Here is a 23,713-nt window from a genome sequence, read left to right as displayed (position 1 = left end):
GTATTAACAATGTTTTTCAAATGTATATTAACTATATTGAAATAGTTTGATGTATTCGATGAAGGATTGTTATTGCTTTTTATTTAGGAGGAATTTTCTATGTCAATATTAGTTGGGATATTAGGTATCATCGTAACGATAGCTATCTCCTTTTTATTATCAAATGATAAAAAAAGGATTAACTATAGAGCTATTATCGTATTATTTGTGCTGGAATTTATTGTAGCTCTAATAATGTTTAAAACCACTGTTGGGCTAAAAATTGTAGAAGCTACATCAAATGGAGTTTCCAATGTGCTCAATTATGGATATGAAGGCGTTAATTTTGTTACCGGGGGCTTAGTTCCAGAAGGTGGAAGTGTCTTTTTTATAAATGTATTGATGCTGATCATTTTTACTTCTACTTTATTATCTTTATTAACGCATATAAAAGTATTGCCATTAGCTATTAAATATATTGGCGGGGCATTGGCAAAGATTACAGGGTTATCAAAGGTTGTAACATTTAACAGCATTAACTCCATCTTTTTCGGTCAATCGGAATCACTTATTGCTATTAAATCACATTTAGATTCGATGAATGCTAATAAGTTATTTATTGTCTGTACATCTGCAATGGCATCTGTTTCTGCTTCTATAATGGGAGCATATATGGAAATGATTCCACCTCAATTTGTACTTGCAGCGATGATTTTAAATGCATTATCAGCACTAATTATAGCAACATTAGTTGCACCTATTAGCAAAGAGGAAGATGAAACCATTAATGTCAAAGATGTTTCCAATACAAATTCTGTATTTGGTGCGATTTCAGCTGGTGCGTTAGATGGTGGTAGAGTTGCTTTAATTGTTGCTGCAATGTTAGTAGCATATGTCGGTCTACTTGCTTTAATTGATGGTTTCTTCACAAGTGTCTTTGGAATTGGGTTTACCGGAATATTAGGTTATATATTTGCTCCGGTGGCATGGATAATGGGTATTCCGGTTAGTGAGATTGTAACAGCAGGCTCAGTAATGGGAACGAAACTGGCTGCAAACGAATTTGTGGCAATGCTGCAATTCCAGCCATTAATCGGGGAGCTTTCAGAGAAGACAGTAGGAATTGTTTCGACATTCCTTGTTTCTTTTGCAAACTTCTCTAGTATTGGAATAATTGCTGGGTCTATTCAAGCAATTAATGCCAAAAAAGCAGATATCGTTGCAAAATTTGGTTTGAAAATGTTATTAACAGCAACATTAGCTTCTATTTTAACAGCGACAATTGTAGGGTTATTTTTATAATAATGAAAAAAGGGACTGTTTCTAGTCCCTTTTTTTCATTATAGTCTCTTAATTTATTTTTTTATCAATATCTGTTGTATCCACTTTATTACCAAACCATTCTGCAAGCTTTGTTCTTGCTTTTGATTTGATATCATCGTCAATATACATCGCTACTTGAAATAAGGCAATTCCTAATGCGCCAAGATCATCTGTGTAGCCTATTCCTACTAGAAAATCAGGTATCAAATCAATTGGCAGGATGAAATAGCCTAAAGCTCCAATAATTGTCGCTTTGACTTTTTTAGGTACATTTGGTTTTTGTAAGGTGTAATACAAAAGCAACACCGCGTAGACGACAGAAGAACCAGCCTTTTTAGCATACCGAGCGAGTTTTGCCCAAAATTTTTCTTCAGAGAAATGCTTTCCTGATACAGTTATTTGTTGTTCTAATTTTTCTTTTGAATCTTCCATTATGAAAGCTCCTTTCCTAATGGTTTTTATGCCTATTCTTATAATGATTATATGCTCTTGCTGCGTATAAGTAAAATATTTGCCTATCGTTTCAATCTATTTACCAATAAAAGTAATAATAATCCGAAGCCATCCAAAAAAAGAAATCCATAAAGGAATGCTGATGAGCATGCCAAAAAATAAACCTTTTCCTATATTTCCGGTTTCTGGTATTTGATAGCTATGATCCTTTAAAAGTACTGATTGTTTTACTAATAATTCATTATTATTTTTTTGTCTCACTTTTATAGTCCCCTTCATTTGCATCGTCGAAGGTGTATTCGGTAGCTGGCTGGCATGAGTAGTTGAATGATTGGGAAAAGGTTTTGTCCTTTTTAGTCTAGCCCGAAGCCCCTATAGCTTTGCGTCATCATTTTTCAATGATTTTGCCCTTTCGTCGATTGGTTAAATTATATACTTAAGATTAGTGCTAAGTAGTTCATTATACCAGTTACTAAAGTCCTGAAAACTATGATTTTATTCCATCTTCCTTTTTAGTGTGTTTCTTTTGTCCTTTTATCTTTCTTTTCCCCCACTTAAGAATAGATTTTCCATTCATTAATCCCCATATGATGATAGGGGATAATATATTAAATGCCAGAACAAAAATAACAATAATCCACAAAAGCCACTCTGTGTTTAAAACATGTTGATAGAGCCAAGTATGATAAAAATTCAAAATATCTCCGCCTTTATTGATGCCACTAGTCTCTTTTTTATACGAAAAAAAATGCTTTTATACATTTTTTTGATATACGAATAGAATTTCTTTTACTTGGTTAAGAAGATAATAGTAAAAAGTAAGGGTGGACGATATGGAAACAACAAGTAAAGACATGAGGTTCACGACGGAGTTAGAAAAAAATATAGCTAAAATTAAAAAGCATTTGGGAGATAGTGTCGATCTTGTAAAAAGGAAAATTTACTTTTTAGGGAATAGACAAGTTTCCTCTGTTTTATTTTATATTGATGGGCTCGCCAGCGTAGAGCATGTGGAAAAAGTAATTGATGCAATGATGTATGAAGGAAATGAATTTATTAAAAGAAACCAATTAATGATCTCTGATCTGGAAACTTTAATCGAACAACATGTTTTAATGAATACTTCTTTTTCCATGATTACAGAAGTAGAAAAGGCTTTAGTAGCAATCCTTTCTGGTGATAGTATGCTTTTTGTAGATGGATGTGAAAAAGCTTTCCACATCCAAACAAAGGGTTGGGACACGAGGAGTGTTGATGAGCCGCAGACAGAACAGGTTGTCCGTGGCTCAAGAGATGGCTTTACGGAAAATATACGAACAAATACTGCATTAGTTAGAAGAAGGCTCCGCGATCCTGAGCTGCGATTAGAAACAATGAGTATCGGAGTACGATCAAAAACGGATATTAATATAGCCTACATTACAGGAACAGTAAAAAAGGGATTAGTAGATGAAGTAAAGAAGCGATTAAATAATATTAAAATTGATGGAATTTTAGAAAGTGGCTACATAGAGGAAATGATTGCAGATTCGCCATTTTCCCCGTTTACAACGGTAATGAGTACCGAGAGACCCGATAAAGTAGCTTCTGCATTATTAGAAGGAAGAGTAGCGATTTTCGTTGATAATACCCCATTCGTTTTAGTAGTTCCTACTTACTTTTGGCAATTTTTGCAAGCTAGTGATGACTATTATATGGGATTTATGGCAGGCAGCTTTTTTCGAATCATTCGCTATATAGCCTTTGTAATTAGTCTGACGCTTACTTCCATCTATGTCATGTTAGTAAGTTTCCATCAGGAGATGATTCCAACGCCTTTAGCATTGACCATTGCATCTGGTCGAGAAATTGTTCCTTTTCCCGTTCTTTTAGAAGCTTTATTAATGGAAATAACTTTTGAGCTAATGCGTGAGGCTGGGCTCCGAATGCCAAAACCAGTTGGGCAGGCTGTAAGTATTGTTGGTTCACTTGTTATCGGACAGGCTGCGGTCCAGGCGGGCATTGTCTCTCCGTTTATGGTAATTGTTGTAGCAGTTACTGGAATTTCATCCTTTGCAATACCGAATTATTCTGCCTCCTATTCCATACGCTTAATCAGGTTTCCGTTATTGATTGCTTCGGGAACATTAGGGTTGCTCGGCTTTTCCGTTATGTTCTCTCTATTAGCGATTCATGCTCTAAGTATTCGTTCGTTTGGTGAATCTTATTTGGCGCCAGCAACTCCTTTTCAGCCAAATGATCAAAAGGATACTCTCATTCGGTTTCCTTGGTGGGCAATGAAAAAAAGGCCACAGCTTGCAGATGGAGATACGATAAAGTTAGGTGATCATCAGAAGCCTTCTCCGCCTGATAAAGTAAAGAAACCTTTAAAGCTGAATGACGAAAATCAATCTGAATCAGAAAAGACGAAAAATGATGAAGATAATAACAAAGATTACGAGGATATTACCGGATTAAGAAGATGGAAAAAGAAAAGTGGAGGTAATAAAGGAGAGAAAAGAAAGGAATGAAGCGAGCTAATTTAATTATTCTCATTATTTTTAGTACTTTGCTCCTAACTGCTTGTGTGGGAAAAAGAGAAATAAACGATCTTGCTCTTGTAATGGCAGTCGGAATTGATAAAGGATCAGAGGATGGAAAGATAAAAGTTACTGTGCAAGTTTCTAGACCAGGTGATGCCAGAGGACAAACTGGTGCTCCTACGGGCCAATCAGGAGAAACGACATGGAACGTAGAAGCAGAAGGAGAGTCCATTTTTGAGGCGATTCGTAATTTAACTGGTGTTGCGTCGCGAAGAGTATTTTGGGCTCATAATTTTATTATCGTTATAAATGAAGAAGTAGCCAAAGAAGGGATTGGAGACATAGTTGATTTTTTTACAAGAAATCCAGAGCTTAGGATGAGAACATTGGTTGCTTTAACCCCCGATAAGGCTAGCGAACTAACCTCTACGATAACAAGTTTGGAGGTTACGCCTGGAGAAGCATTAAGTAAATTATTTCGGTATACAAATATCTCAACACTTGCCCCGTATACGGAAATAACAGACTTGTTAGCTGCTTATTTAAGTGAATCTTCTGAGCCGCTACTTGCAAGGGTATCTTTGAAAGAAAGAAAAATTGATGGACTTAAACCAGAAGAAGGGGCAAAAGGGAAACAAGTAGAACTATCTGGTGCTGGGGTATTTGAAAATGATAAATTGGTAGGAATCTTACAAGCAGATGAATTACAAGGAATTATCCTTTTTAGAGATAATATTGACTCGGGAGTAGTGGTTGTTTCATGTCCCAAAGAGAAGAATAACAATATTAGTGTTGAGTTAAATAAGCAAAAGTTTGAAGTAAAACCAACTTACAAAAATGAAGAGGTAGGTTTTAATGCTAAGCTGGACGCTTCGGTTACAGTGGTTGAAGCGGGCTGCTCCTTTTCCATTAGTAATAAAGATGATGTGGAACAATTAGAAAAAGCGGTAGAAGCTAAATTAAGAGAAGATATCAATAAGTCTATTGAAAAAATCCAAAAGGAATATAAAACGGATGTACTAGAATTAGGAAAAGTTTTTCAAAATAAATACCCTTATGAGTGGAGGAAGGTAAAGAAAGACTGGAAAAATAGTTTTTCAGCTGCCGACATAAATCTTACCATTCATGCAAGTGTAGACAGTGGTTCATTATTATTCCAGCCAACTATATCTGGTAAAGAAGAAAGGAAGGAAAAATAATGAAGGTTCAAATAACGAATGGTATGCTAATGGCATTAATTATTAATATGCTTTATGCAAAATCTATCGGAATGACACAAGGTATAATGGCACGGGAAGTAAAAGGCGATATCTGGATATCAACGTTTTTCTCCACATTTCAAGGACTGCTAATTATAGCATTAATCGTTATAGTGATGAGGCGTATACCAGAGGGAGATTTAATTGATCAATTCCACCAAATTTTAGGGAAATTTCCTGGGAAATTTGTCGCTATTTCTGTGTTTGTCTTTTTTATAGGAGCATATGGAAGTATTATGGCAACATTTGTTTATCATTTAAGAGATTATTTTTTACCAGAGGCTCCTACAGTATTATTTATATTGGCTGCTTTTTTAATAGGCATTTATGCTATCCATTTTGGAATAGAAGTGGTCGCAAGAATGGCATTGATAGGCGTATTTTCTATCCTTGCTTTAAATATTTTATTAATGTTAGGCTCTCTTAGTAATTTTGATATAAAAGAATTACTTCCTGTTTTTCAATCAGGATTTACAGAGACGGTATGGGCGAGTAGACACCATAATACAGATTATGCAATGACTGCGATGATGGTTTGCATGATCCTTCCGTTAGTAAGAGATAAGCAGACTTGGATGAAATCTTCTACTGCAGGTATGTTTTATGGTGGAATGATTGTAGTTATGTGGCCAATACTTGAAACAGGTGTTCTTACGGCAGATGTTACAGCACAATATATTGTTTCTTGTATGCAAATGGCAAGAAGCGCGGAAATTGGGCTATTTATTCATCGTTATGAAATGGTTATGGTTGCCTTTTTTGCATTATCAATTTTAACCCAAATTATTATGACATTTCTCTGTTCAGCTATTGCTGTACAAAAACTTTTTGGATTAAAAGATTATCGTCCAGTAATTATCCCAGTTGGAATCGTTTTAAGTATAACTTGTTATTGGTTAGTAAAAGATCATCATCGAGCTATGCGTTTTATTGAAGGCCCGTGGGTGTTATTAAGTATCGGAACCGTTGTCGGGTTAGTCGTTATATTATGGGTTTCTGGTTTTGTCTTCCGCAAGAAATGGAAAACAAATCATGAAGTGAAGCAATAATTTGTAATGTCCATAGGAGATTTATTTTTAGGATGAAATCAATTAAGACCTTGCACCTCAATTGGGCGAATTGCATAGAGTAATACATCAAAAACGAAAGGGGAAAACTGATGTATTTTCAGCCGTATTATCCTTACTATGGACAACAAGTAAATTCACAACCACAAAGTAGACTTATCATCTCACCAATAGGTGGTGGAACTGGTATAAATCTTCCACCAATTGGCGGAGGCACTGTTCCAAGTTTACCTCCAATTGGTGGGGGGGGATTGCCACCATTTCCTGGAGGTCAAGTTCCGCCTATAGTAGGGGAACCACCAGCTTTTCCGGATGGCCCACATATTGGAGGAGGAGCGGACCATGGACCACCAACAACACCACCGCCATCCTATACACCACAATCAAACCAGTCACTTGTAAGTACATTTGCGATTGATTCTGGATCCATGCGACCTTGTTTGTTCCGCTTTACGTATGTTTGGCTAGAAAATGGCCGCGGATTTTGGTTCTATCCAACCTTTGTTGGCCGCCAATCTATCGCAGGATATCGCTGGCGGATGAATCGTTGGACTTATTACGGAACAGATACTAACCGCATCCGTTCTTTTCAATGTACTTAAAGAAGCAAGGAGGTGACCTTTACTAGGTTCACCTCCTATTTAAATGGGAAAGATTGAGTTTAGCTTGATAGAAGCTATTGGTGGTGAGTGTGTTCGACAAAAAATGTGAATTGGAAAATCAATTTTTTTATGGAAGATGATGTTGAATGTACAGGAAGTAAAGGGAAAGAGGTCTTCATATTGAAGATGGAAGCTGAAACTTTAATTTCAATATGATGAGACTCACGAATAAAGGGGAAGTGGGATGATTCAGTAGTTCATTATTTTGAATTGATTTCTTATTATCAAGAAAAAATTTGTTCTATAAAAGAAACAAAAAAGTAAAAGAAGTAATTGACTATGTATAGATTATAATGATAATATGTTCTTAAATAAGAACTAATGGAATATAAAACAGAGGTAAATTATTATTTTTTGCTTAGTTGTTCTTTTTAAAGAACAACTAAATTGATAGAAAAGACACCCTGATGAAGTCTAACGTGTAGTGATCATGAAAGGTTGTTTTCTAAAGGATTGTTGTTTTTTCAATTGAAAAAAAGAACTAGTTGGAAAAATAGAGCATCCGGAATATACGTAGACTCCTGTGAGATTAGCGACTCCGGAGGCGAAGCTGAGGAGGCTCAGAGCGACCCCCACGGAAAGCGAAGTGTATTCCGGCTACGGGTAATCACAACAAACTTTATGAAAACAGCCTCAAGAAAAAAGAAAGTTGGTGGATTCATTGTCCTTAGTAGTAGAAGAGGAAAAAGGAAGTATATCGTTTTTTAGCATGCCTGGAGTAAAGAAATCGTATATGAAACCGAGAATTGTCGCTTTAATTCCCGCTCATAATGAAGAAAAATCGATAAGGGATTGTTTAGCTGGATTAAATGATCAATTGCTTCCAAAGGGAGTAGAGTTAGATGTCTATGTTATTGCAGATAACTGTACGGATCGCACCGAGGAAAAAGCGATAAAGGCAGGAGAAGAATTTGGCCTAAATCTTAAGGTGATTGTTACAGAAGGAAATAAGCTTCGTAAAGTAGGAGCTTTAAATAGTGGGTGGAAATTACTGTATGGCGACATTATGGATTTTTATCATATGCAATTAACCGAATCCCAAGAATTATATAAACAAAGTATTAAAGCGATTCTTGGAATGGATGCAGATAGTCGTTTAGCTCCTAACTGTTTAAAGTATCTGTGGGAAGGCTTAATGAGTGGTCGTAACATTGGCGGAGTTATGGCAAAGTATACAATGAGGATGCCGAAAAAGAAAAGCTTATTAAGTAAAAATGATGTCTATTATGAAGAAAAATTAGCAAGTGGTGAATATGGTGGTCCAATTAGTAGATGGTGGACTCATCAACAAAAACAAGATATGGCAAGCTGGTTATTAGATCTTCAATATCATGGAGGGAGTACATATGTACTTGGAGGGCAAGCAACATTGTTTCGCCCAGAAGCCCTGCAAGAAGTAGTTAATCATAATAAATTAGATGGACCTTGGCAAAATGATAGTGATGTAGAAGATATGCTGCTTACATGGCAATTACAGAAATCGGGATGGAAGACGCTTATTAGTCCAAAAGGACGTTGCTTTGTTGATGCAATGCGTTCCTACCATACCTTTAGAGAACAACGAAATAAGTGGAATTCAGGAACAGTAGATTTATTAACCAATAAAGATTTAAGTATTCATACGCGCCATAAGGGGAAAATTTGGCGAAACCAGTTGAAATCCTTATCGGACTTAGTAATCCGAGTTCTTTTCGTTGTTTTGTTAGGGATAGCTCTAGCAACAGACCAATTCTATTGGTCTTGGATTTGGTTAACACCGATCGCCTTGGCATCCGTCCTGAACACTATTCTAGCTCTAAAAACACCGATGTATCGGCCGATCGATATTATCCTTGCCACGTTATTAATAGGACCAGAAATTTATTTATGGGTGAACTTAATAACATTTAGCCAAGTGTGGCTCCAAAAGCTTTCCGCTAATAAAAAGGATGGTTGGGCCAATCAATATGCAGCAGAGTCTGGGAAAACACGTAGTAAATTAGCACAAGGAATATTAGTTGCCATTATATGTGTCTTAATTATCGGATATGTGTGCTTCTATTATCGTGATTATTTAACTAGTGAGGCTGTTCAACAATCAATTAATCCATATTTAATGGGCGGATGGATAACGTTAACTTACTTAACAATTATAAAATCTCTCATGATGGTTTATCAGATTTGGACATTGCGTGGGCGGCATACAGCTTAAGGATATAATAAAGAAAACTTCCATTAGTGGGAGTTTTCTTTATCTCTGCTTGTTCTTAGTTGCACTCACTTCCCAGTAAGAGCGGGAAAGTTAATTGGTTTTACTAATTCATTTAATGGGGGAGAGTTATCCCCCCATTGTTTGAAGTTTTCCCTTATCATGAATTAGGATTTGCTTGTTTCCGATTAATGTAAGGATTCCTTTGTCTACAAGTTTTGCAAGTTTTCTACTAATGGTTTCTCTAGTAAGACCTACATAACTGGAGATTTCTTCTCTTGTAATGGGGAGCTTAATAAGCACTGTATTTTGGTTTTCTGATCCAAATTTCTCACAAAATTCTAGAAGCATATCAGCAATTCTTACTTCAGGGTCTTTCGTTGCTAAAGTTCTTGCTAAATCTTCTGTATGGGATAAACGCTTTGTGATTGTTTTTAGCAATTTGAAAGAGATGTCCGGATTATTTGCCATTATTTGATCAAAATCTGTTTTCTTTAATAAACAGATCTTTGTATCTTCTAAAGCGTGGCAACTTAAGTTCATGACGATGTCATCATGGAAGAGGTTGCTTTCTCCAAAAAAATCACCATCAGTTAATAAATGAACAATTTGTTCTTTCCCCTGAACGGTTAATTTAGATAGTTTGACTTTCCCACTATGAATAATAAAAAGGGATGTAGAAATTTCCCCTTCCTCTATAATCATCTCGCCTTTTTTAAAAAGTCTATGGTGAACAACATCTGTTATTTTTTTTATTTCTAATTCGGATAAAGAATGAAAGATAGGCACCCGTTTTGGGCACGGGGTAATTATATGTTGTTGCATAATTAACACCACCAATATGTTTGTGTATTTTTTCACAATTAATACAATGAATATCTAATTAAATTATAACAATGTTTAATCTGTGATTTCAATCCTATTTTATCTTGTCTTTATCTTCTATACTGTAGCTATTCTAATAAAGGAGAGTGGCGATATGAATTCCATTTTTACAGATGATACAAAAACAGGCGATATTATTATTAAGTTCCCGGCAGCTAGTAAGCTCTTTAAAGAATATAAAATTGATTTTTGCTGTGGAGGAAATCGTCCGATAGGTGAGGTTATTAAATCTCTACAACTGGAAGATAAGGACCTAGTAAAAGTTCTTAATATTATGTATGAACAAATGCAGACCACGGAAGAAATAGACTGGATGAATATGCCATTAGCAGAATTAGTGAATCATATCATCCACCATTATCATGCAAAAACGAGAGAGTTATTAGAAGAATTAGATGGATTTGTGAGTAAAGTATATCGTGTACATGGAGAGAGAGATTTATATTTGAAAGAAGTGTACACTCAGTTTTACTTATTAAAGGATGAATTAGAACAACACTTACTTGGAGAAGAGCAACGAATTTTTCCAAAAGTAATAGAATATGATGCAAATAATGAACTAGAAAGCCTTGAAGCAGCTAGAGCTGAAATAGCTATATTGGAAGAGGAACATGAAGGAGCAGGGGAAATATTAAAGAAAATCCGTCAAGCTACGAATGATTATGAGCTTCCACTGAATGCATGTAATACGTATCGATTAACGTATTTAAAATTAGAAGAGTTGGAAAGTCTGACATTCGATCATATTCATCTGGAGAACAATGTATTATTTAGAAGATTGTAAATGATAAAATGCTTCCTTAATTTTCTTAAACTATTTATTAAAGTGAGATAGGATTAATATCTGAATTAATTGAAAATATATGATAATATGAATATATCTCAATGATGAAGAGTTCACTTTGTAAATTAGTGGAGGGAAATGATGGAGAAGGTTAATTTAGCTGAAAAGTTTGCGTTATTTCATGATTATTGGAATCCTAAAATTGTTGGTGACTTGAATGAATCTTATGTTAAGCTAGCGAAGTTCAAAGGAGAGTTTGTTTGGCATCAACATGAAAATGAAGATGAAATGTTTTTGGTAGTGAAGGGAAATTTATTGATTAAATTTCGCGATCAAGATGTTTGGGTAAAGGAAGGCGAATTTCTTGTTGTTCCAAAAGGTGTTGAGCATATGCCAGTTGCGGAAGAAGAAGTTCATGTTCTATTGTTAGAACCCAAAACCACATTAAATACAGGAAATCAAGTGAACGAAAAAACGGTAACTGATTTAGAGTCGATATAGAAATAGAGGAAGCCTATTAATTATAGAATAGGCTTTTTTTAATGCTCTTTTACTATTCAAATGCTTTAATTAACGTATTTTAAAAGCACATATGGTAAAATGTGTATGAATATTACAAAGAAAGGACGGGATAGCTGCATGAAATTAGGTTGGATAGGATTAGGAAATATGGGAATTCCAATGGCTTTGAATCTAGTAAAGGCTGGTTATGACTTAACGTTTTATAATCGTACACCGGATAAAGGAGAGGAACTACTTGCTGCTGGTGCAAAACAGGCTCAATCGTTAACAGAACTAGTTGATAACTGTGACTTAATTTTTACGATGGTGTCTGATGATAATGCTGTGAAAAGTATCTATCTTGAAAATGGAATTTTATCTCATGCTAAAGCTGGAAAAGTATTTATTGATATGAGTACGGTTTCCTCGCAAACGTCTCAATTCATCTATAAGACTGCTTTAGAAAATGGAGTGAAGTTTCTTGATGCTCCTGTATCAGGAAGTGTACAGCCGGCTAAGGACGGCAAACTGCTTGTTTTAGTTGGCGGAGAGGAACATGTGTACGAACAGATCAAATCTGTATTGGAACCGATGAGTAAGCTCTCTATTTATCTCGGTCCATCTGGGTCTGGAAGCAATGCAAAACTTGCCATTAATCTATTATTAGGAATCACTGTACAAGGGATTGCTGAATCCGTCCTTTTTGCGGAGAAACAAGGGATTAAAAAGGAAAATATGTTAACCATTATTAACGAAAGTGCAGTTGGTACAGCTATTTCCAAAATGAAAACACTATCCATTTTGAATGATGAGTTCCCAGCAGCATTTGCATTAAAACATATGGCAAAAGATTTACGCCTAGCAAGTGAAACAACGGAATTAAATGCTATCGGGGCTTCTGCAAATAAAACATATCAGTCTGCTCTTGAAAATGGGTTAGGGGAATTAGATGTGATGGCTGTTTTAAAAGAGTTAAAAGGAGATGGACCAACATCGCTTTAAGCGATGTTGAGTTCCGTCCCTTTTTTTAGTTTCTTATATCTGCTTAATGCTAGTTAGGCTTTCGAGGACGTTCATTGCCGCAATAACCTCATCTGCACCATAAGAACCCATAAGCTGAAGAGACTCTTTCGGATTAACAGCATGAGTAGCAATTTTTTGTAAGGCATCTGTTTGGTTGTCAACAATATTTAAATCCGCTAAATTAGTTGGAAAACCAAGCTGTTGATAAAATGGCAACAATGCTTCGATTTCGTCTATCCGGTTTTCTAAAGCAAGCTGTACTAAAATACCATAAGCAACTTTTTGACCATGAAGAATTGTGTGTGTTTCTTCGATAAAGCTTAGACCATTATGAATCGCGTGTGATCCAGACATTCTACCATATCGTCCACCGAATCCACCCACTGTTCCTGCCAAAGTAATAACGGCTTCCACCGTTTTTGTAAAGCTTGGTGTCACTAAACCAGATGCACTGTTTTGTACTGCTTCTATGCTTTCCTTTAATAAAATATCACGGATGAAAATAGATTGGCTTAATGCTGCTTGTACAAATAAAGAGTGAGATCTTTCATCATTTGCATTACGAATAATGGCTTCTGCTTCATACCACTTTGTTAAAGTATCGCCAATTCCGCTTTTTAAATAATCAATTGGTGCATGAATTAAAAATGCTGGATCGACCAATGTTAAATAACTAGAACGATGATGATAAGCTACTCTTTCAAATGCTCCTTCTGGAGAATAAATAACACTTAATGGAGTGCTTGCCGCACATGTTCCAGCAACGGTTGGAATTAAAATAACTTCGATATTTAATGTATCTGCAACAGCTTTAGCGGTATCTAAAATAATTCCACCTCCGATGCCGATAATAACATCGGTTGCTGTACAGGATGGGGTGATTTGATCAACTGCTTGTTGAGAACTGTAGCCTCCATGCTGAATAATTTTCCAATGAGTAGGAATAGAATCGACATACTGCGAAAAAGCTTGAAAAGACTTATAGCCTGTTATGATTGTAGGAGTTTGAAAAGGGGACAGTAAACTGTCTAATTCCTTTAGAATTTCTTCTTTACAAATATATTGATTCGGACCACTTCTAACAATATCCTCTGGTTGAATGTGCATGATTTTTTCCTCCTTACAGATAGTCTCTATGAATAAATTCTATTATTCTAAAAATTATACAACTTTCAGTAAACGAAATGTAGGTATTCTTTGCAAATAATCTAATTAACTAGATGAAGTAATAGAAAAACAGCAGTATAAATTTGCTATAGTTAAGAGAAGAATAATCTATTTGGGGGATAATGATAATTATTGAATTAATGGTACATTGCGTTCAGTAATAATGACAACAGCCTATGAGTTAGAGAAAAGAGCGAAATAGTATTTGTTACAGGATTTTGATATGTATGTATAAAGAATTCTCCGAAGCCCTTCCAATTCCTTATCACTGATTAATAAAGCACTCTCCTTCCTGCGGGAGGGAGAGCGATATAAGAATATTAAGCCCATCTTCTAAGACCGAAAGTAACATGTGGCCCTATATATGGAAATAAAGCAGGGAAAGTTTCAGTTCCAGATGGCGCAGGGCTAATAGAATAGTGAGTACCACCAATCATATAATGATAGGGGCTATCTCCTAATATTTGTTGATTCCATGCGCCATAGTAGGGCAGAGGGAAATTTTGATATATTGGTCCATTCAGTCCAGTAATTATTGTTGGTTGCTTAACCTATACCTCCATTAATTTTTTGTTTTAGTCCACTTATTTGTATAAGATGATTGATTGCATAATAGGCTAAAGCAGATTAACTTATTTAAGGAAAGCTTATTGAAACAGAAGATTGAGTCAAGTTTTTGTGGGAGTTTTTTTAGCTCCCTTTTTTATAAAGTAAAACCTCTAAGTTTGTATCCGCTTTCCAATTGGTTTTGTTCTTCCAACTGTTGATTCTCTCATTTTTTAAAAACCTTTTAATCCCTGTAAGGCAAAGTGAACGGGTTTTCCAATCGCTTGATTTAAGTATGGCATGTTCTGACGCACGGTTTCTGTTACTAATTTTGTGGGTATTTTTCTTTTCGCTCGATGCTCTTTCTTTGATTTTTCCGTGGCTTTTTCCCATTTCCCATATATCGTTTGGATGGATAGGTCATCCTTCAATCCAATCCACAAGCGCGCCATGCTCATGACTCCTTTTTTGCTCCATGCTCTTCCATTCTTTAATCGTTTGGCTAATTGATTCATCATCGCCTCTGCACTTCCCATTGGACGATACGCTGTCGTGTCCACACCTTTTTCCTGTAACCAACTACGGTAATCTTTTATGGTTTCCTGATGATGCGTTAAAAAGGCAAGGAAATGCTCTAGTTTTTCTTCTTTTTCTGGTGTATCCATTGTTCCTACTGCGCTATTCAACTCTAGAAGTAATGTTTCTACCTGGTAGTTTCTTAACGCTCTTTTCATGTAGCGGTATCGAGGATGGCTCTTCATTAGTTGCTTCATCGAACGAGCGACATGAAAACGATCCATGGTGAAAAAGGCGCGTTCCCGAAAATACTCCCGACATGCCGTTATCCAGCCTGCTCCATCACCATTAATAATAAGCAAGGTTTGGGTAGGATCATACGCATAATGATTCTGTAAGAACGTTTCAAAGGCTTCCCAAAAGGGTTCTTTTCCTTCATAAAGAAAATGCCTTTTATTTCGGAGCCTGATTCGCTTTCCGTTTTCTTTCCATCCCTCGTGTACAGCGGCGAATTTCAACTCCCATCCACGCTTTTTCTTTTCTTGACTCTTCACATATAATCCATCTACTTCGACAAACAATACCTTTTGAAAAGGGCGTTTTTCCTTAGCGGGAAGTACGCTTGTTTGAAGAAGATGTTGCCGTAATGCTTCGTGGCTCATCGCCGAATAGCCTAAAAATTGTTCGAACGTTTCCACCGCCTTTCGATAGGAGGAGCCATTCGTCGCTAGTTCTAACCCCCATTCTTCTAGTAGCGGACTAAATCCCTTATTCCCCTGAAACTGTAAATAGTGATCTAATAGACAAATATATTTTTTAGTCACACGATCAAAATAATAATTACGCTTCAGCTCCACAGCTCCAAACGCTGTATCTAATCGTATTTCTCGTTTATCACGTAAAGCAAATCTTCTTTTGTCTCGTTGCTTGGCAATCTCTTGATCCCAATTTTCTAACGTTTGAATAAGGATTTCTTGAAACGTCATTTGTAGTGTTCGAAATAAAGTTTTTTCCAATTCTTTTAATGATGGCATTTTTATGTTACATTGATTCATGAGAGCCTCTCCTTTTCGTAGTTTTCTAGTCAAACTCTACTTTACAAAAGGAAGCTCTCTTTTTTAATACTTAATTTTTTCCAGCTACCGCGCTTTCGCTTGGTGGCCTTTTTGTCTAGTTGGGGGACTCGTCCCCCAACTAGACAAAAAGGATATTTATTCTCCCACAAACATTTTACTCATACGAAACAGAATAGATAATACTGGTTAAAATAAACAAAGAATTTGGTGATACCGTTTGAAGGATATTATTTTTCGGCTATTAGATTTTATTAATAATCATAAAACAAAAGATACGAATTATTTCATTGCACTGGCTTTATTAAAAGATGTGCAACAGATTGCTAATATGAATATTTCTGTTTTAGCAGAATCCTGCTATACCTCACCAGCAGCAATTACAAGGTTCTGCAAAAAAATTGGCTATGCTTCCTTTCAAGAATTTAAAGATATTGCTAAAAAAGATAGTATAGAAAATTCAATCGATGAATATATTGAGCAAGGATTGCAAGTGAATGAAGTAGCAAAAGTGCTTCACAAACAGTTTTATCAGAAAATGGTTGAGTGGCTGCATACAATGGAAACAGGGATGAATGTTAGTGATGTTAGAGAGATTTTAGAAGTAATCCATGACGCAGAGAAAGTTTCTTTCTTTGGAACGCAGCTATCTCAAGCAATGGCTCAAGATTTTCAGTATCGTTTAGTGAAGTATGGAAAATTCGTTCATGCTTTTTCAGATATCCAAGAACAAATGGAGAATATAGCAGAATTAGATGACCAATCCGTTGCTATTATCACAAGCCCCTCTGGAAGATTTATAGAAGGGAATGTGGAATTGATGCGACTTATTCAAAAGAGTAAAGCAAAAATAATTATTATAACCCATAATGATGAGATTCCTTTTATAGAGAAAGCTGATATTGTATATCGACTGCATGGAAAAACATATGATAGAACAGGATTCTCTTCCGAGCGTTTTGGTCTCATGTATTTTTATGATTTTGCGATTGCTTTCTATCAAAAGTTATATCCAGGCGATAAAAGTTAGAAGGCGTAAATGGTCATCGCCATATGTAGGAGGAAATCTGTATTTTTACTATAATCATAGGGTAATTCCTTTGCTTTGACCTGTTATTTTTAAATTGGTACTATGAGTACGAGGTGAATTAAAAATGAAAAATAATTTCCAAGCAGTCGTAGTTGATAATAAAGATAGTAATTTTTCAGTACAAACAAAGCAGTTGGGGTTGGAAGATTTATCCGCTGGTGAAGTAGTAATAAAAGTTCATTATTCTGGAGTAAATTATAAAGATGGGCTTGCTAGCACTCCTGACGGCAAAATTGTGCGTTCATATCCACATATTCCAGGAATCGATTTGGCAGGAATTGTTGTTTCATCAGAAGATAGTCGCTTTAAAGAAGGAGACTCTGTCATCGCTACTAGCTATGAAATTGGTGTATCTCATTCTGGGGGATATAGTGAATATGCTCGTATTCCTGCAGATTGGATTGTTCCACTACCAGCGGGATTAAGCTTAAAAGAAGCAATGATCATTGGAACAGCAGGCTTTACCGCAGCTCTTTCTGTGCAACGATTGCAGGATAATGGCTTGAAGCCAGAGAATGGACCTGTATTGGTTACAGGTGCTACTGGTGGTGTCGGTAGCTTTGGTGTGGCGATGCTTTCCAAATTAGGCTTTGAGGTTGTAGCAAGCTCTGGGAAAAAAGAAGCTGCAGACTATTTAATAAGTATTGGAGCATCAAATGTTATCGGAAGAGAAGAAGTATATAACGGCAAAATAAAGGCGTTGGACAAGCAAGTATGGGCTGGTGCAGTTGATCCTGTCGGTGGTGAATCTTTGGCAGCCATTATTAGCAAAATAGTATATGGTGGATCCGTTGCAGTAAGTGGATTAACAGGTGGCGGAGCAGTGCCAACAAGTGTATTTCCATTTATTCTGCGAGGAGTAAACCTTCTTGGAATCGACTCTGTTTATTGCCAAATGGAGATTAGACAAAAACTGTGGGGAAGAATTGCAACCGACCTTAAACCAGAGGAACTATCTTCATTTATTTATAAGGAAGTATCCTTACAGCAATTACCTGAAGAATTGCCAAAAATATTAGAAGGCGGTATAACAGGAAGAATTATTGTTGCAGTAGAATAAAAAAGAGAGGCTGTTCTTACGGAATGGCCTCTAAGAAAAGATAGAAAGAATGAAATAAATTAGTATGCTTTATAAACCTCGTGCCGTATCTCCAGAAATCCTCGTTTTACAATCCTTGAATCTACGAAATGAACTAGATTTAAATGAAAAACAGTATTTAGTTCATCTGCAAAAAGGCTGGGAAGGAGAAAAATGTTTGATTACTTCACAGAAAATCTTTTAGAGGACTGTTATATAATCAATGATTTACTACTGCAAATAAATAACACTACCTTTCAAATGGATGCCACTATTATTAGCTCTGAAGGAATTCACCTTTTTGAAATAAAGAATTATGAAGGGGATTATTACTATCAAAATGATCGAATGTATACGATGAATCATAAGGAAATCAGTAATCCGCTTAATCAAATCAGGAGGAATGAAACGCTATTTCAACAGTTACTTCAAAAGAATGGTTGGGGAAATAAAACAATTACTTCCTCTGTTGTTTTTATTAATCCCGAGTTTACCCTCTACCAAGCCTCCTTATCTTTACCATTTATTTTTCCAACGCAAGTTCAGCGATATTTAAAAAGAATGGATTATCATTCCTTAAAGCTAAACAAGATTCAGAAGCAACTGGCTGGAAAATTAACATCATTGCATATTGACAATTCCCCTTTTCAAAATTACCACCATATGACTATAAAGAATTACAGAAAGGAATATTCTGTGAAACATGTAATTCATTCGAAGTAACAGAAGCAGGAATGAATGTGATTTGCGAAGAATGCGGCCATGAAGAAACAGTCGAAACAGTGGTATTACGCAATGTAGATGAACTTAAATTACTTTTTCCTCAAGAGAAAATAACAACGCCCTTATTATAATGATTGGTGTAGGATCATTCATTCCAAAAAAAGAATTCGTAGAATATTAGAAAAGCACTATAAGCTAACCGGATTCAATCGTTGGACTTATTTTGAATAATCTTGGAAGAATAATAGAGTTTATTAATTGTCAGTGGGAAAATGAAAGAAAGGAGAGAGTGTAAGCACATTTTTTATTGGAAATTGTATTAGAAGGTAACAGAGAGTATGCTCTGTACCCTTAAGTAAGAAATGAAAGGGAGAAAGGTAACAGAGGAGCTGAGTCTGTTACCATAAGCAAGAAATAGAAGAGAAAAAAGTAATAGACAGCACGTCTTTCTTGTTCTATCAAGAATATTCAGTAGCATATGGAGGAGAATAGATAGAGCGATAGTGCTAATCTGATTTAAAACTTTTAGGTTGTGGAATTTTTTCGATGATTTATGGATTTAAGAAAAGAATTTCTATATTTATTTGAAAAGTGTAGCGAAGTTGGTTTTTAAAAAAACAGCATGCCTGTATAATACAGGTATTAGCTGTTTTTTTATTTTTCTAAAACCTAAATTAAAGAATGAGAGGAATGGAAGTTTCTCTTTATATTGAAAATAGTAATTATAGTGATGAATATAAACATTTTATTTAATACCTCCCCTATATAAACTAAAAAAATTGCTTAAAGGGAGAAAGAAAGGAGAGAGGCTAATGGGAAAAAGCCTGATACAACAACAAATAGTAACGAAGGATAGTAAAGGTCTTTTTCTTACAGGTGATGGGTTTGATACAATTGCCGTCTCGCCGAATGTTAATGAAAGGTTCGTAAAAAAATATTTAAATCCTATTAATACTTATCACATACCAAGTGACTTAAAGAAAAGTGGCGAAAAAGAAATAGCTGCCTATCCGCCGCTATTTACATTTATACAGCCTGAAACAGGTGAATTAGTGCTAGGAAAAGCAAATTTTGCCCCTGCAGAAAGCGCGAAACAAAAGAACCGTCTTTTTGTACATAATTATATTATTCCGGCTATTCGAAAAGAGGAATGGATCCATCACTCATCCAAAATCTTTCACATCGAACATTTTTACGGCTTGGAAGATACAGAGCATTTAAAGGAAGAACTAGAAGAAATAGAGCATCTCGCATATACGAAGGAAAATATATTTGCTAAAAAGCAAGAACTGTTTCATGTTTTGCAACTAGATGAAAAGAAATTCAAAGAACTATTGTTTGCTTGTATTACTGCTGTTGCCGAAAACAAAAGAGTATATATATCGTTTCAAGCTTCACATGATATGCAACATAAATATGCAATGTGGCTATTGGAATTGCTATTTCTTTATATGCCCTATGAAACAAGAAGGTTGTTTGGTGCGACCACTTTTCATAATGAGCCAGAGATTATGGAGAATGTTCATGTGATGTTTGTAGAACAAGGATCAATTCGTCTCAGAAATAAAGCAGTGGAAAATCAATTTACTTTTGATTTAAGCCAGGATAAAATTAATGGTTTGAATTTCAAGGAAGAAGAACATGATTATCTTCATTTTGCCTATGAAGCCCTTGTAACAGCGACAGAGCTTGACGAATTTTTCATTTATTGTGAACGGGCCTTAAAAGGCTTGGATAAACAGACAAAACTAACGATTCAAACGTATAATAGCTTATTTCTCTTATTTTATATGGAAAAGCTAGATTATTATTTTTACGATAATGATAAAGTTGCTACCCTAGAAATGCTGTTAGTTTTTCTTCAAAAAAAACATCGGGAAAAGCTTGAACTCGTACATATTTTCAAACAAGTGCTGCATAGAGAAGAGCTGATGAAAGATGCTTCCATTGTTCAGGACTATCTGAAATTAGTTTTGGAGATTCAAAAGGTAGTAGAACATGTCGATGTTGTTGAATTTATAGTTAAAACGATTGCCTACTATGAAGGAGAAGCTGTCTGTCAATCACTATGGCAGATACTGGAGAAGTATCCAGATACGTATCAGCAAGTTTTATCTTATATGAGCGATATTTTTTCTTATGCGGAGATCATTGAGGATTATTTAAAGCATCAATTTAGTTTTCAGCATTCCTTATCAAAAGTATTGATTAATATAAAAAATTTATTGCAAATTAATTCTTCTTTTGAGCACAACGGCACTTTCTTAAAATCAACGAAAAATAGACTTGTGTATGAGGTCAAAAAAAATAGCCATCCTATTTCTATTGTTTTTGAAATAGTTACCTATTTTCAAAGATCCCTTCCTTTTGAATCGTATAAACGCATGGTGCTGCCTGATGTAAAGGGACAGCTTTTAGTGCAATTACAGTTAGAAAAAGTAAATCTTGCAGATGTTAAACATTTTGGAGAGATATTTTTACTCGAGAAAGAGGAACGTAGCTTTGAGATAAAGGGCTGGGAAAAAGAAAAGTTTGAAGTACTAGAGTTACTGTATACCTACTTTTATCTAGCGTTTGAACAAACACAATATGTTTTTCGGATGGCAAGTGCGCCAATTACAGCGAAAGCATGTGAATTAGCCCAGGATATTATAAAAGAAAATGGTTTATTTAAACCATATGAACGATTTCTGCTTCTATTCCCAGGCGGAATGGAAGGTGTCGAACATCGTCAAGTATTTTCTTATATTGCTATATACGGCTCTGAGGATGAAATGCTTAATTATATTGAATGGTCGCTGAAAAAATTTGGAACAAGTCCAAGATTCAGTCATGCCTTAAAAAATTATTTAATCACTGATCGAAATTCTATTTGGAAGAAAAAAGAAATGAAGAGAGAATTAGCAAGCATTCGTTCACAATCCTTGAAAAAACTATTAAAAGAGGTGCGCGAACAAACCGCAAATCCAGGAGTGAAATTCTTTCGGAAATACGGAGTGCTTTTGATAGTAGTTGTCATTCTTGGTGTTGTAGCGTATTTTTATACCACTTTTAACGGACAGTAAAACTCCCCCCTCAAGCTTAGGAGAATACGAGGAAGATAGGTGGAAGATCAACTGTCCGTAAAGGTCCGATTGGTTCAACTAACCATCAGTGGGGAGGAAGGCAAACCCCTACTGATGGAAGTTTCACTTTATGTGCATTAATGGAAAGACAGAGTATTCTTTAAAAAAGGCTCTGTTAAATTTTAATGTTGATAATTCAATAAAAATTGAGGAAACTCGTTCGGGTTTCCTCAATTTTAATTTTCTATGGTTCAGAAATTCCATTTGCCAATAGTAACAGAAATAACCATATTGATAGTGGTATCATAAATGCAATGTTTGAAAGGATACTGAATACTTTTACAGTCTTATTTTTTTGATTCCCAATATTAAAGACACAATAAATCCTACATCTATCAAAATATATAAGAAAATGGGAATCCATAGATTAATATTTGGGAATATCCGACCATTAAAGACAAAGAAAACAAGTAGTGCAACTAAGAACAATACTAAAGTTAAAATTATTGGATAAAATTCTTTTTGTTTTTTCAAGATACTACCTCCTTTCATCTATTCACGTTCCAATTGTAACAGAAAAATGTGATAATTTTGTAAATTTTTGTAATTTCTACTTCGTTAATTGAATAAGGGCTACACATTAAATTTTGATAGCCTCAAACTATCATATGTGTCAGTCATTTCAAACACAAATGATGTTAATAGGAACTCTTTTAAATGTTGATTAGTGCTTTCGTTACTACGACTATCGACAAATAACAACCAAGCAAGGTAATTATCAAGATATTTCGTAGCCACACCTTTAAAGCGATTTATCCATTGTTTTAAACGAGAATGGAGACCATTGACGTTCTGGATGTGATATAAGCCCTTAATAACGTGTTTTCCATTATCAGATTTTATCCGATAATGCTCTAAACCTTTTTCTTTTGCATAGGTTTTATAGGCTCTCCACGCATCGGTTACAATCACATTCTCGTTTGAAAGTTTAGAACCAATCAAGGCATCGACTTTCGGTTTTACAATACGCCCCATACAGGCAACTTTGGAGATAGTTGATTTAGTTCGGTCTCTGGCAACGAGAACACAAACCTGTTCGTGGCTGATTCCTCTGAGCTTGGATTTACCGCCACGTTTGCGAGGTTTACGGTCAGCGATGCCACGTTGCCCCTTTTGAGAGTATAGGAAATAGGTCTCGTCAATTTCAACGATACCTTCAAAAATGTTCAACATCCATTTGTTTTAAAGCAGTCAGTAGTTTATGCCGCCAGTAAAAAAGCGTAACCCAAGTTACCCCAACGATGTCAGCCGATTTTCGTAGGGAATATCCTTTGAACATACAATCAACAAATGTAATCCATTCGTTACCTTTTCGTGTGCGATAAAGAACTGTATTAGTTGTATCTGTAAAGGTCTTTCTGCAACTTTTGCAACGATACCGTTGATGACCCTTAACTTTGCCGAACCGAACAACGTGTCCCTCATTTCATTGATTAACCGACCACCAGCCGAGGAAGAAGGGTCAACATAGCGTTTAACCCATTGATACACTTGTTCTTTTTGGGTGTGGTAATTTGTCTATATGCTTTAACAAGTTGCTAAACGCTTTGCTCACCTTGATAACCTCCCCGAATGTTTGTTCTTGTGTTGATTATATCAAGATTTGCGACAGGTATCAAATATCAACATTTACCTTAAACAGAGCCTTAAAAAAAGATGCTCTGTTTTTTTTATAAGAGTCGTAATCTAAATTTAATTGTATGTCGAGACAAAGCTAATCAAGTGGAATTAGCGAAAATCTTTGTTATG

The 23,713-nt window shown here is 35.5% G+C and carries 20 protein-coding genes, 1 pseudogene and 1 riboswitch; of the genes and pseudogenes, 13 read left to right on the top strand and 8 right to left on the bottom strand.

The window, feature by feature from the left end:
- Positions 1-99 precede the first annotated feature (99 nt).
- Positions 100-1,281, top strand: a complete 1,182-nt coding sequence (locus tag NKG37_RS02385; protein WP_169189160.1) for a NupC/NupG family nucleoside CNT transporter — start codon at positions 100-102, stop codon at positions 1,279-1,281.
- Positions 1,282-1,329: 48 nt separating this feature from the next.
- Here NKG37_RS02385 and NKG37_RS02380 read toward each other — a convergent pair whose 3' ends face one another.
- The 3 genes from NKG37_RS02380 to NKG37_RS02370 all read right to left on the bottom strand — a co-directional run bounded on the left by NKG37_RS02380 (position 1,330) and on the right by NKG37_RS02370 (position 2,452).
- Positions 1,330-1,734 (bottom strand): YkvA family protein, encoded by a 405-nt coding sequence (locus tag NKG37_RS02380; RefSeq protein WP_016202144.1) that lies wholly within the window; start codon positions 1,732-1,734, stop codon positions 1,330-1,332.
- Positions 1,735-1,830: 96 nt separating this feature from the next.
- Positions 1,831-2,016 (bottom strand): hypothetical protein, encoded by a 186-nt coding sequence (locus NKG37_RS02375; RefSeq protein ID WP_016202145.1) that lies wholly within the window; start codon positions 2,014-2,016, stop codon positions 1,831-1,833.
- A gap of 37 nt (positions 2,017-2,053) precedes the next feature.
- Positions 2,054-2,174, bottom strand: a riboswitch (cyclic di-GMP riboswitch).
- Between the two features lie 68 nt (positions 2,175-2,242).
- Entirely contained in the window at positions 2,243-2,452 is a 210-nt protein-coding gene (locus NKG37_RS02370; protein WP_016202146.1) for a hypothetical protein, read from the bottom strand.
- Between the two features lie 136 nt (positions 2,453-2,588).
- On the opposite strand from NKG37_RS02370, the gene NKG37_RS02365 reads away from it, so the two are divergent.
- The 5 genes from NKG37_RS02365 to NKG37_RS02345 all read left to right on the top strand — a co-directional run bounded on the left by NKG37_RS02365 (position 2,589) and on the right by NKG37_RS02345 (position 9,456).
- Complete coding sequence (locus NKG37_RS02365) at positions 2,589-4,265, top strand: spore germination protein (protein WP_169189158.1); 1,677 nt, start codon at positions 2,589-2,591, stop codon at positions 4,263-4,265.
- The gene (locus NKG37_RS02360; RefSeq protein WP_169189157.1) at positions 4,262-5,476 is read left to right on the top strand and encodes a Ger(x)C family spore germination protein; all 1,215 of its coding nucleotides are present in this window, start codon (positions 4,262-4,264) and stop codon (positions 5,474-5,476) included. The genes NKG37_RS02365 and NKG37_RS02360 overlap by 4 nt, the downstream gene beginning before the upstream one ends.
- A complete protein-coding gene (locus NKG37_RS02355) occupies positions 5,476-6,585 on the top strand; it encodes a GerAB/ArcD/ProY family transporter (RefSeq protein WP_254415736.1) in 1,110 nt (369 codons plus the stop codon). Before NKG37_RS02360 ends, NKG37_RS02355 begins: the two co-directional genes overlap by 1 nt.
- Before the next feature lie 110 nt (positions 6,586-6,695).
- A complete protein-coding gene (locus tag NKG37_RS02350) occupies positions 6,696-7,205 on the top strand; it encodes a hypothetical protein (protein WP_254415735.1) in 510 nt (169 codons plus the stop codon).
- A 712-nt stretch (positions 7,206-7,917) separates the two neighbouring features.
- The gene (locus NKG37_RS02345) at positions 7,918-9,456 is read left to right on the top strand and encodes a glycosyltransferase family 2 protein (RefSeq protein WP_319005168.1); all 1,539 of its coding nucleotides are present in this window, start codon (positions 7,918-7,920) and stop codon (positions 9,454-9,456) included.
- A gap of 126 nt (positions 9,457-9,582) precedes the next feature.
- On the opposite strand, the gene NKG37_RS02340 is transcribed toward NKG37_RS02345, so the two are convergent.
- Entirely contained in the window at positions 9,583-10,278 is a 696-nt protein-coding gene (locus NKG37_RS02340; RefSeq protein ID WP_101729378.1) for a Crp/Fnr family transcriptional regulator, read from the bottom strand.
- A gap of 154 nt (positions 10,279-10,432) precedes the next feature.
- Here NKG37_RS02340 and ric point away from each other — a divergent pair, with 154 nt between their 5' ends.
- The 3 genes from ric to NKG37_RS02325 all read left to right on the top strand — a co-directional run bounded on the left by ric (position 10,433) and on the right by NKG37_RS02325 (position 12,625).
- Entirely contained in the window at positions 10,433-11,122 is a 690-nt protein-coding gene (gene ric, locus NKG37_RS02335; protein ID WP_016202154.1) for an iron-sulfur cluster repair di-iron protein, read from the top strand.
- A gap of 138 nt (positions 11,123-11,260) precedes the next feature.
- A complete protein-coding gene (locus NKG37_RS02330) occupies positions 11,261-11,623 on the top strand; it encodes a cupin domain-containing protein (RefSeq protein WP_212118633.1) in 363 nt (120 codons plus the stop codon).
- 138 nt (positions 11,624-11,761) lie between these two features.
- The gene (locus NKG37_RS02325) at positions 11,762-12,625 is read left to right on the top strand and encodes an NAD(P)-dependent oxidoreductase (RefSeq protein ID WP_016202156.1); all 864 of its coding nucleotides are present in this window, start codon (positions 11,762-11,764) and stop codon (positions 12,623-12,625) included.
- 33 nt (positions 12,626-12,658) lie between these two features.
- On the opposite strand, the gene NKG37_RS02320 is transcribed toward NKG37_RS02325, so the two are convergent.
- Positions 12,659-13,747, bottom strand: a complete 1,089-nt coding sequence (locus tag NKG37_RS02320; protein ID WP_254416351.1) for an iron-containing alcohol dehydrogenase family protein — start codon at positions 13,745-13,747, stop codon at positions 12,659-12,661.
- A gap of 845 nt (positions 13,748-14,592) precedes the next feature.
- Positions 14,593-15,909 (bottom strand): ISLre2 family transposase, encoded by a 1,317-nt coding sequence (locus tag NKG37_RS02315; RefSeq protein ID WP_254414845.1) that lies wholly within the window; start codon positions 15,907-15,909, stop codon positions 14,593-14,595.
- Between the two features lie 259 nt (positions 15,910-16,168).
- On the opposite strand from NKG37_RS02315, the gene NKG37_RS02310 reads away from it, so the two are divergent.
- The 4 genes from NKG37_RS02310 (at position 16,169) to NKG37_RS02295 (ending at position 21,904) form a co-directional block, all read left to right on the top strand.
- Entirely contained in the window at positions 16,169-16,978 is an 810-nt protein-coding gene (locus NKG37_RS02310; protein ID WP_169189153.1) for a MurR/RpiR family transcriptional regulator, read from the top strand.
- A 124-nt stretch (positions 16,979-17,102) separates the two neighbouring features.
- On the top strand, positions 17,103-18,098 hold the full coding sequence (locus tag NKG37_RS02305; RefSeq protein WP_169189152.1) for an acrylyl-CoA reductase family protein: 996 nt from the start codon (positions 17,103-17,105) through the stop codon (positions 18,096-18,098).
- A 192-nt stretch (positions 18,099-18,290) separates the two neighbouring features.
- Complete coding sequence (locus NKG37_RS02300; RefSeq protein ID WP_224427719.1) at positions 18,291-18,839, top strand: nuclease-related domain-containing protein; 549 nt, start codon at positions 18,291-18,293, stop codon at positions 18,837-18,839.
- An 812-nt stretch (positions 18,840-19,651) separates the two neighbouring features.
- Complete coding sequence (locus NKG37_RS02295; protein ID WP_254415734.1) at positions 19,652-21,904, top strand: GAP1-N2 domain-containing protein; 2,253 nt, start codon at positions 19,652-19,654, stop codon at positions 21,902-21,904.
- A gap of 339 nt (positions 21,905-22,243) precedes the next feature.
- Here the strand turns inward: NKG37_RS02295 and NKG37_RS02290 are convergent, their stop codons facing one another.
- On the bottom strand, positions 22,244-22,438 hold the full coding sequence (locus tag NKG37_RS02290) for a hypothetical protein (protein ID WP_254415733.1): 195 nt from the start codon (positions 22,436-22,438) through the stop codon (positions 22,244-22,246).
- A gap of 99 nt (positions 22,439-22,537) precedes the next feature.
- Positions 22,538-23,519: pseudogene (locus tag NKG37_RS02285) on the bottom strand (IS1595 family transposase).
- Positions 23,520-23,713 lie beyond the last annotated feature (194 nt).

The organism is Niallia sp. RD1, assembly GCF_024219955.1.
Classification (GTDB): Bacteria; Bacillota; Bacilli; order Bacillales; family Cytobacillaceae; genus Niallia; species Niallia alba.
The sequence above is the reverse complement of the archived record's forward strand: the minus strand, read 5'-3'. Positions and strand labels throughout refer to the sequence as shown.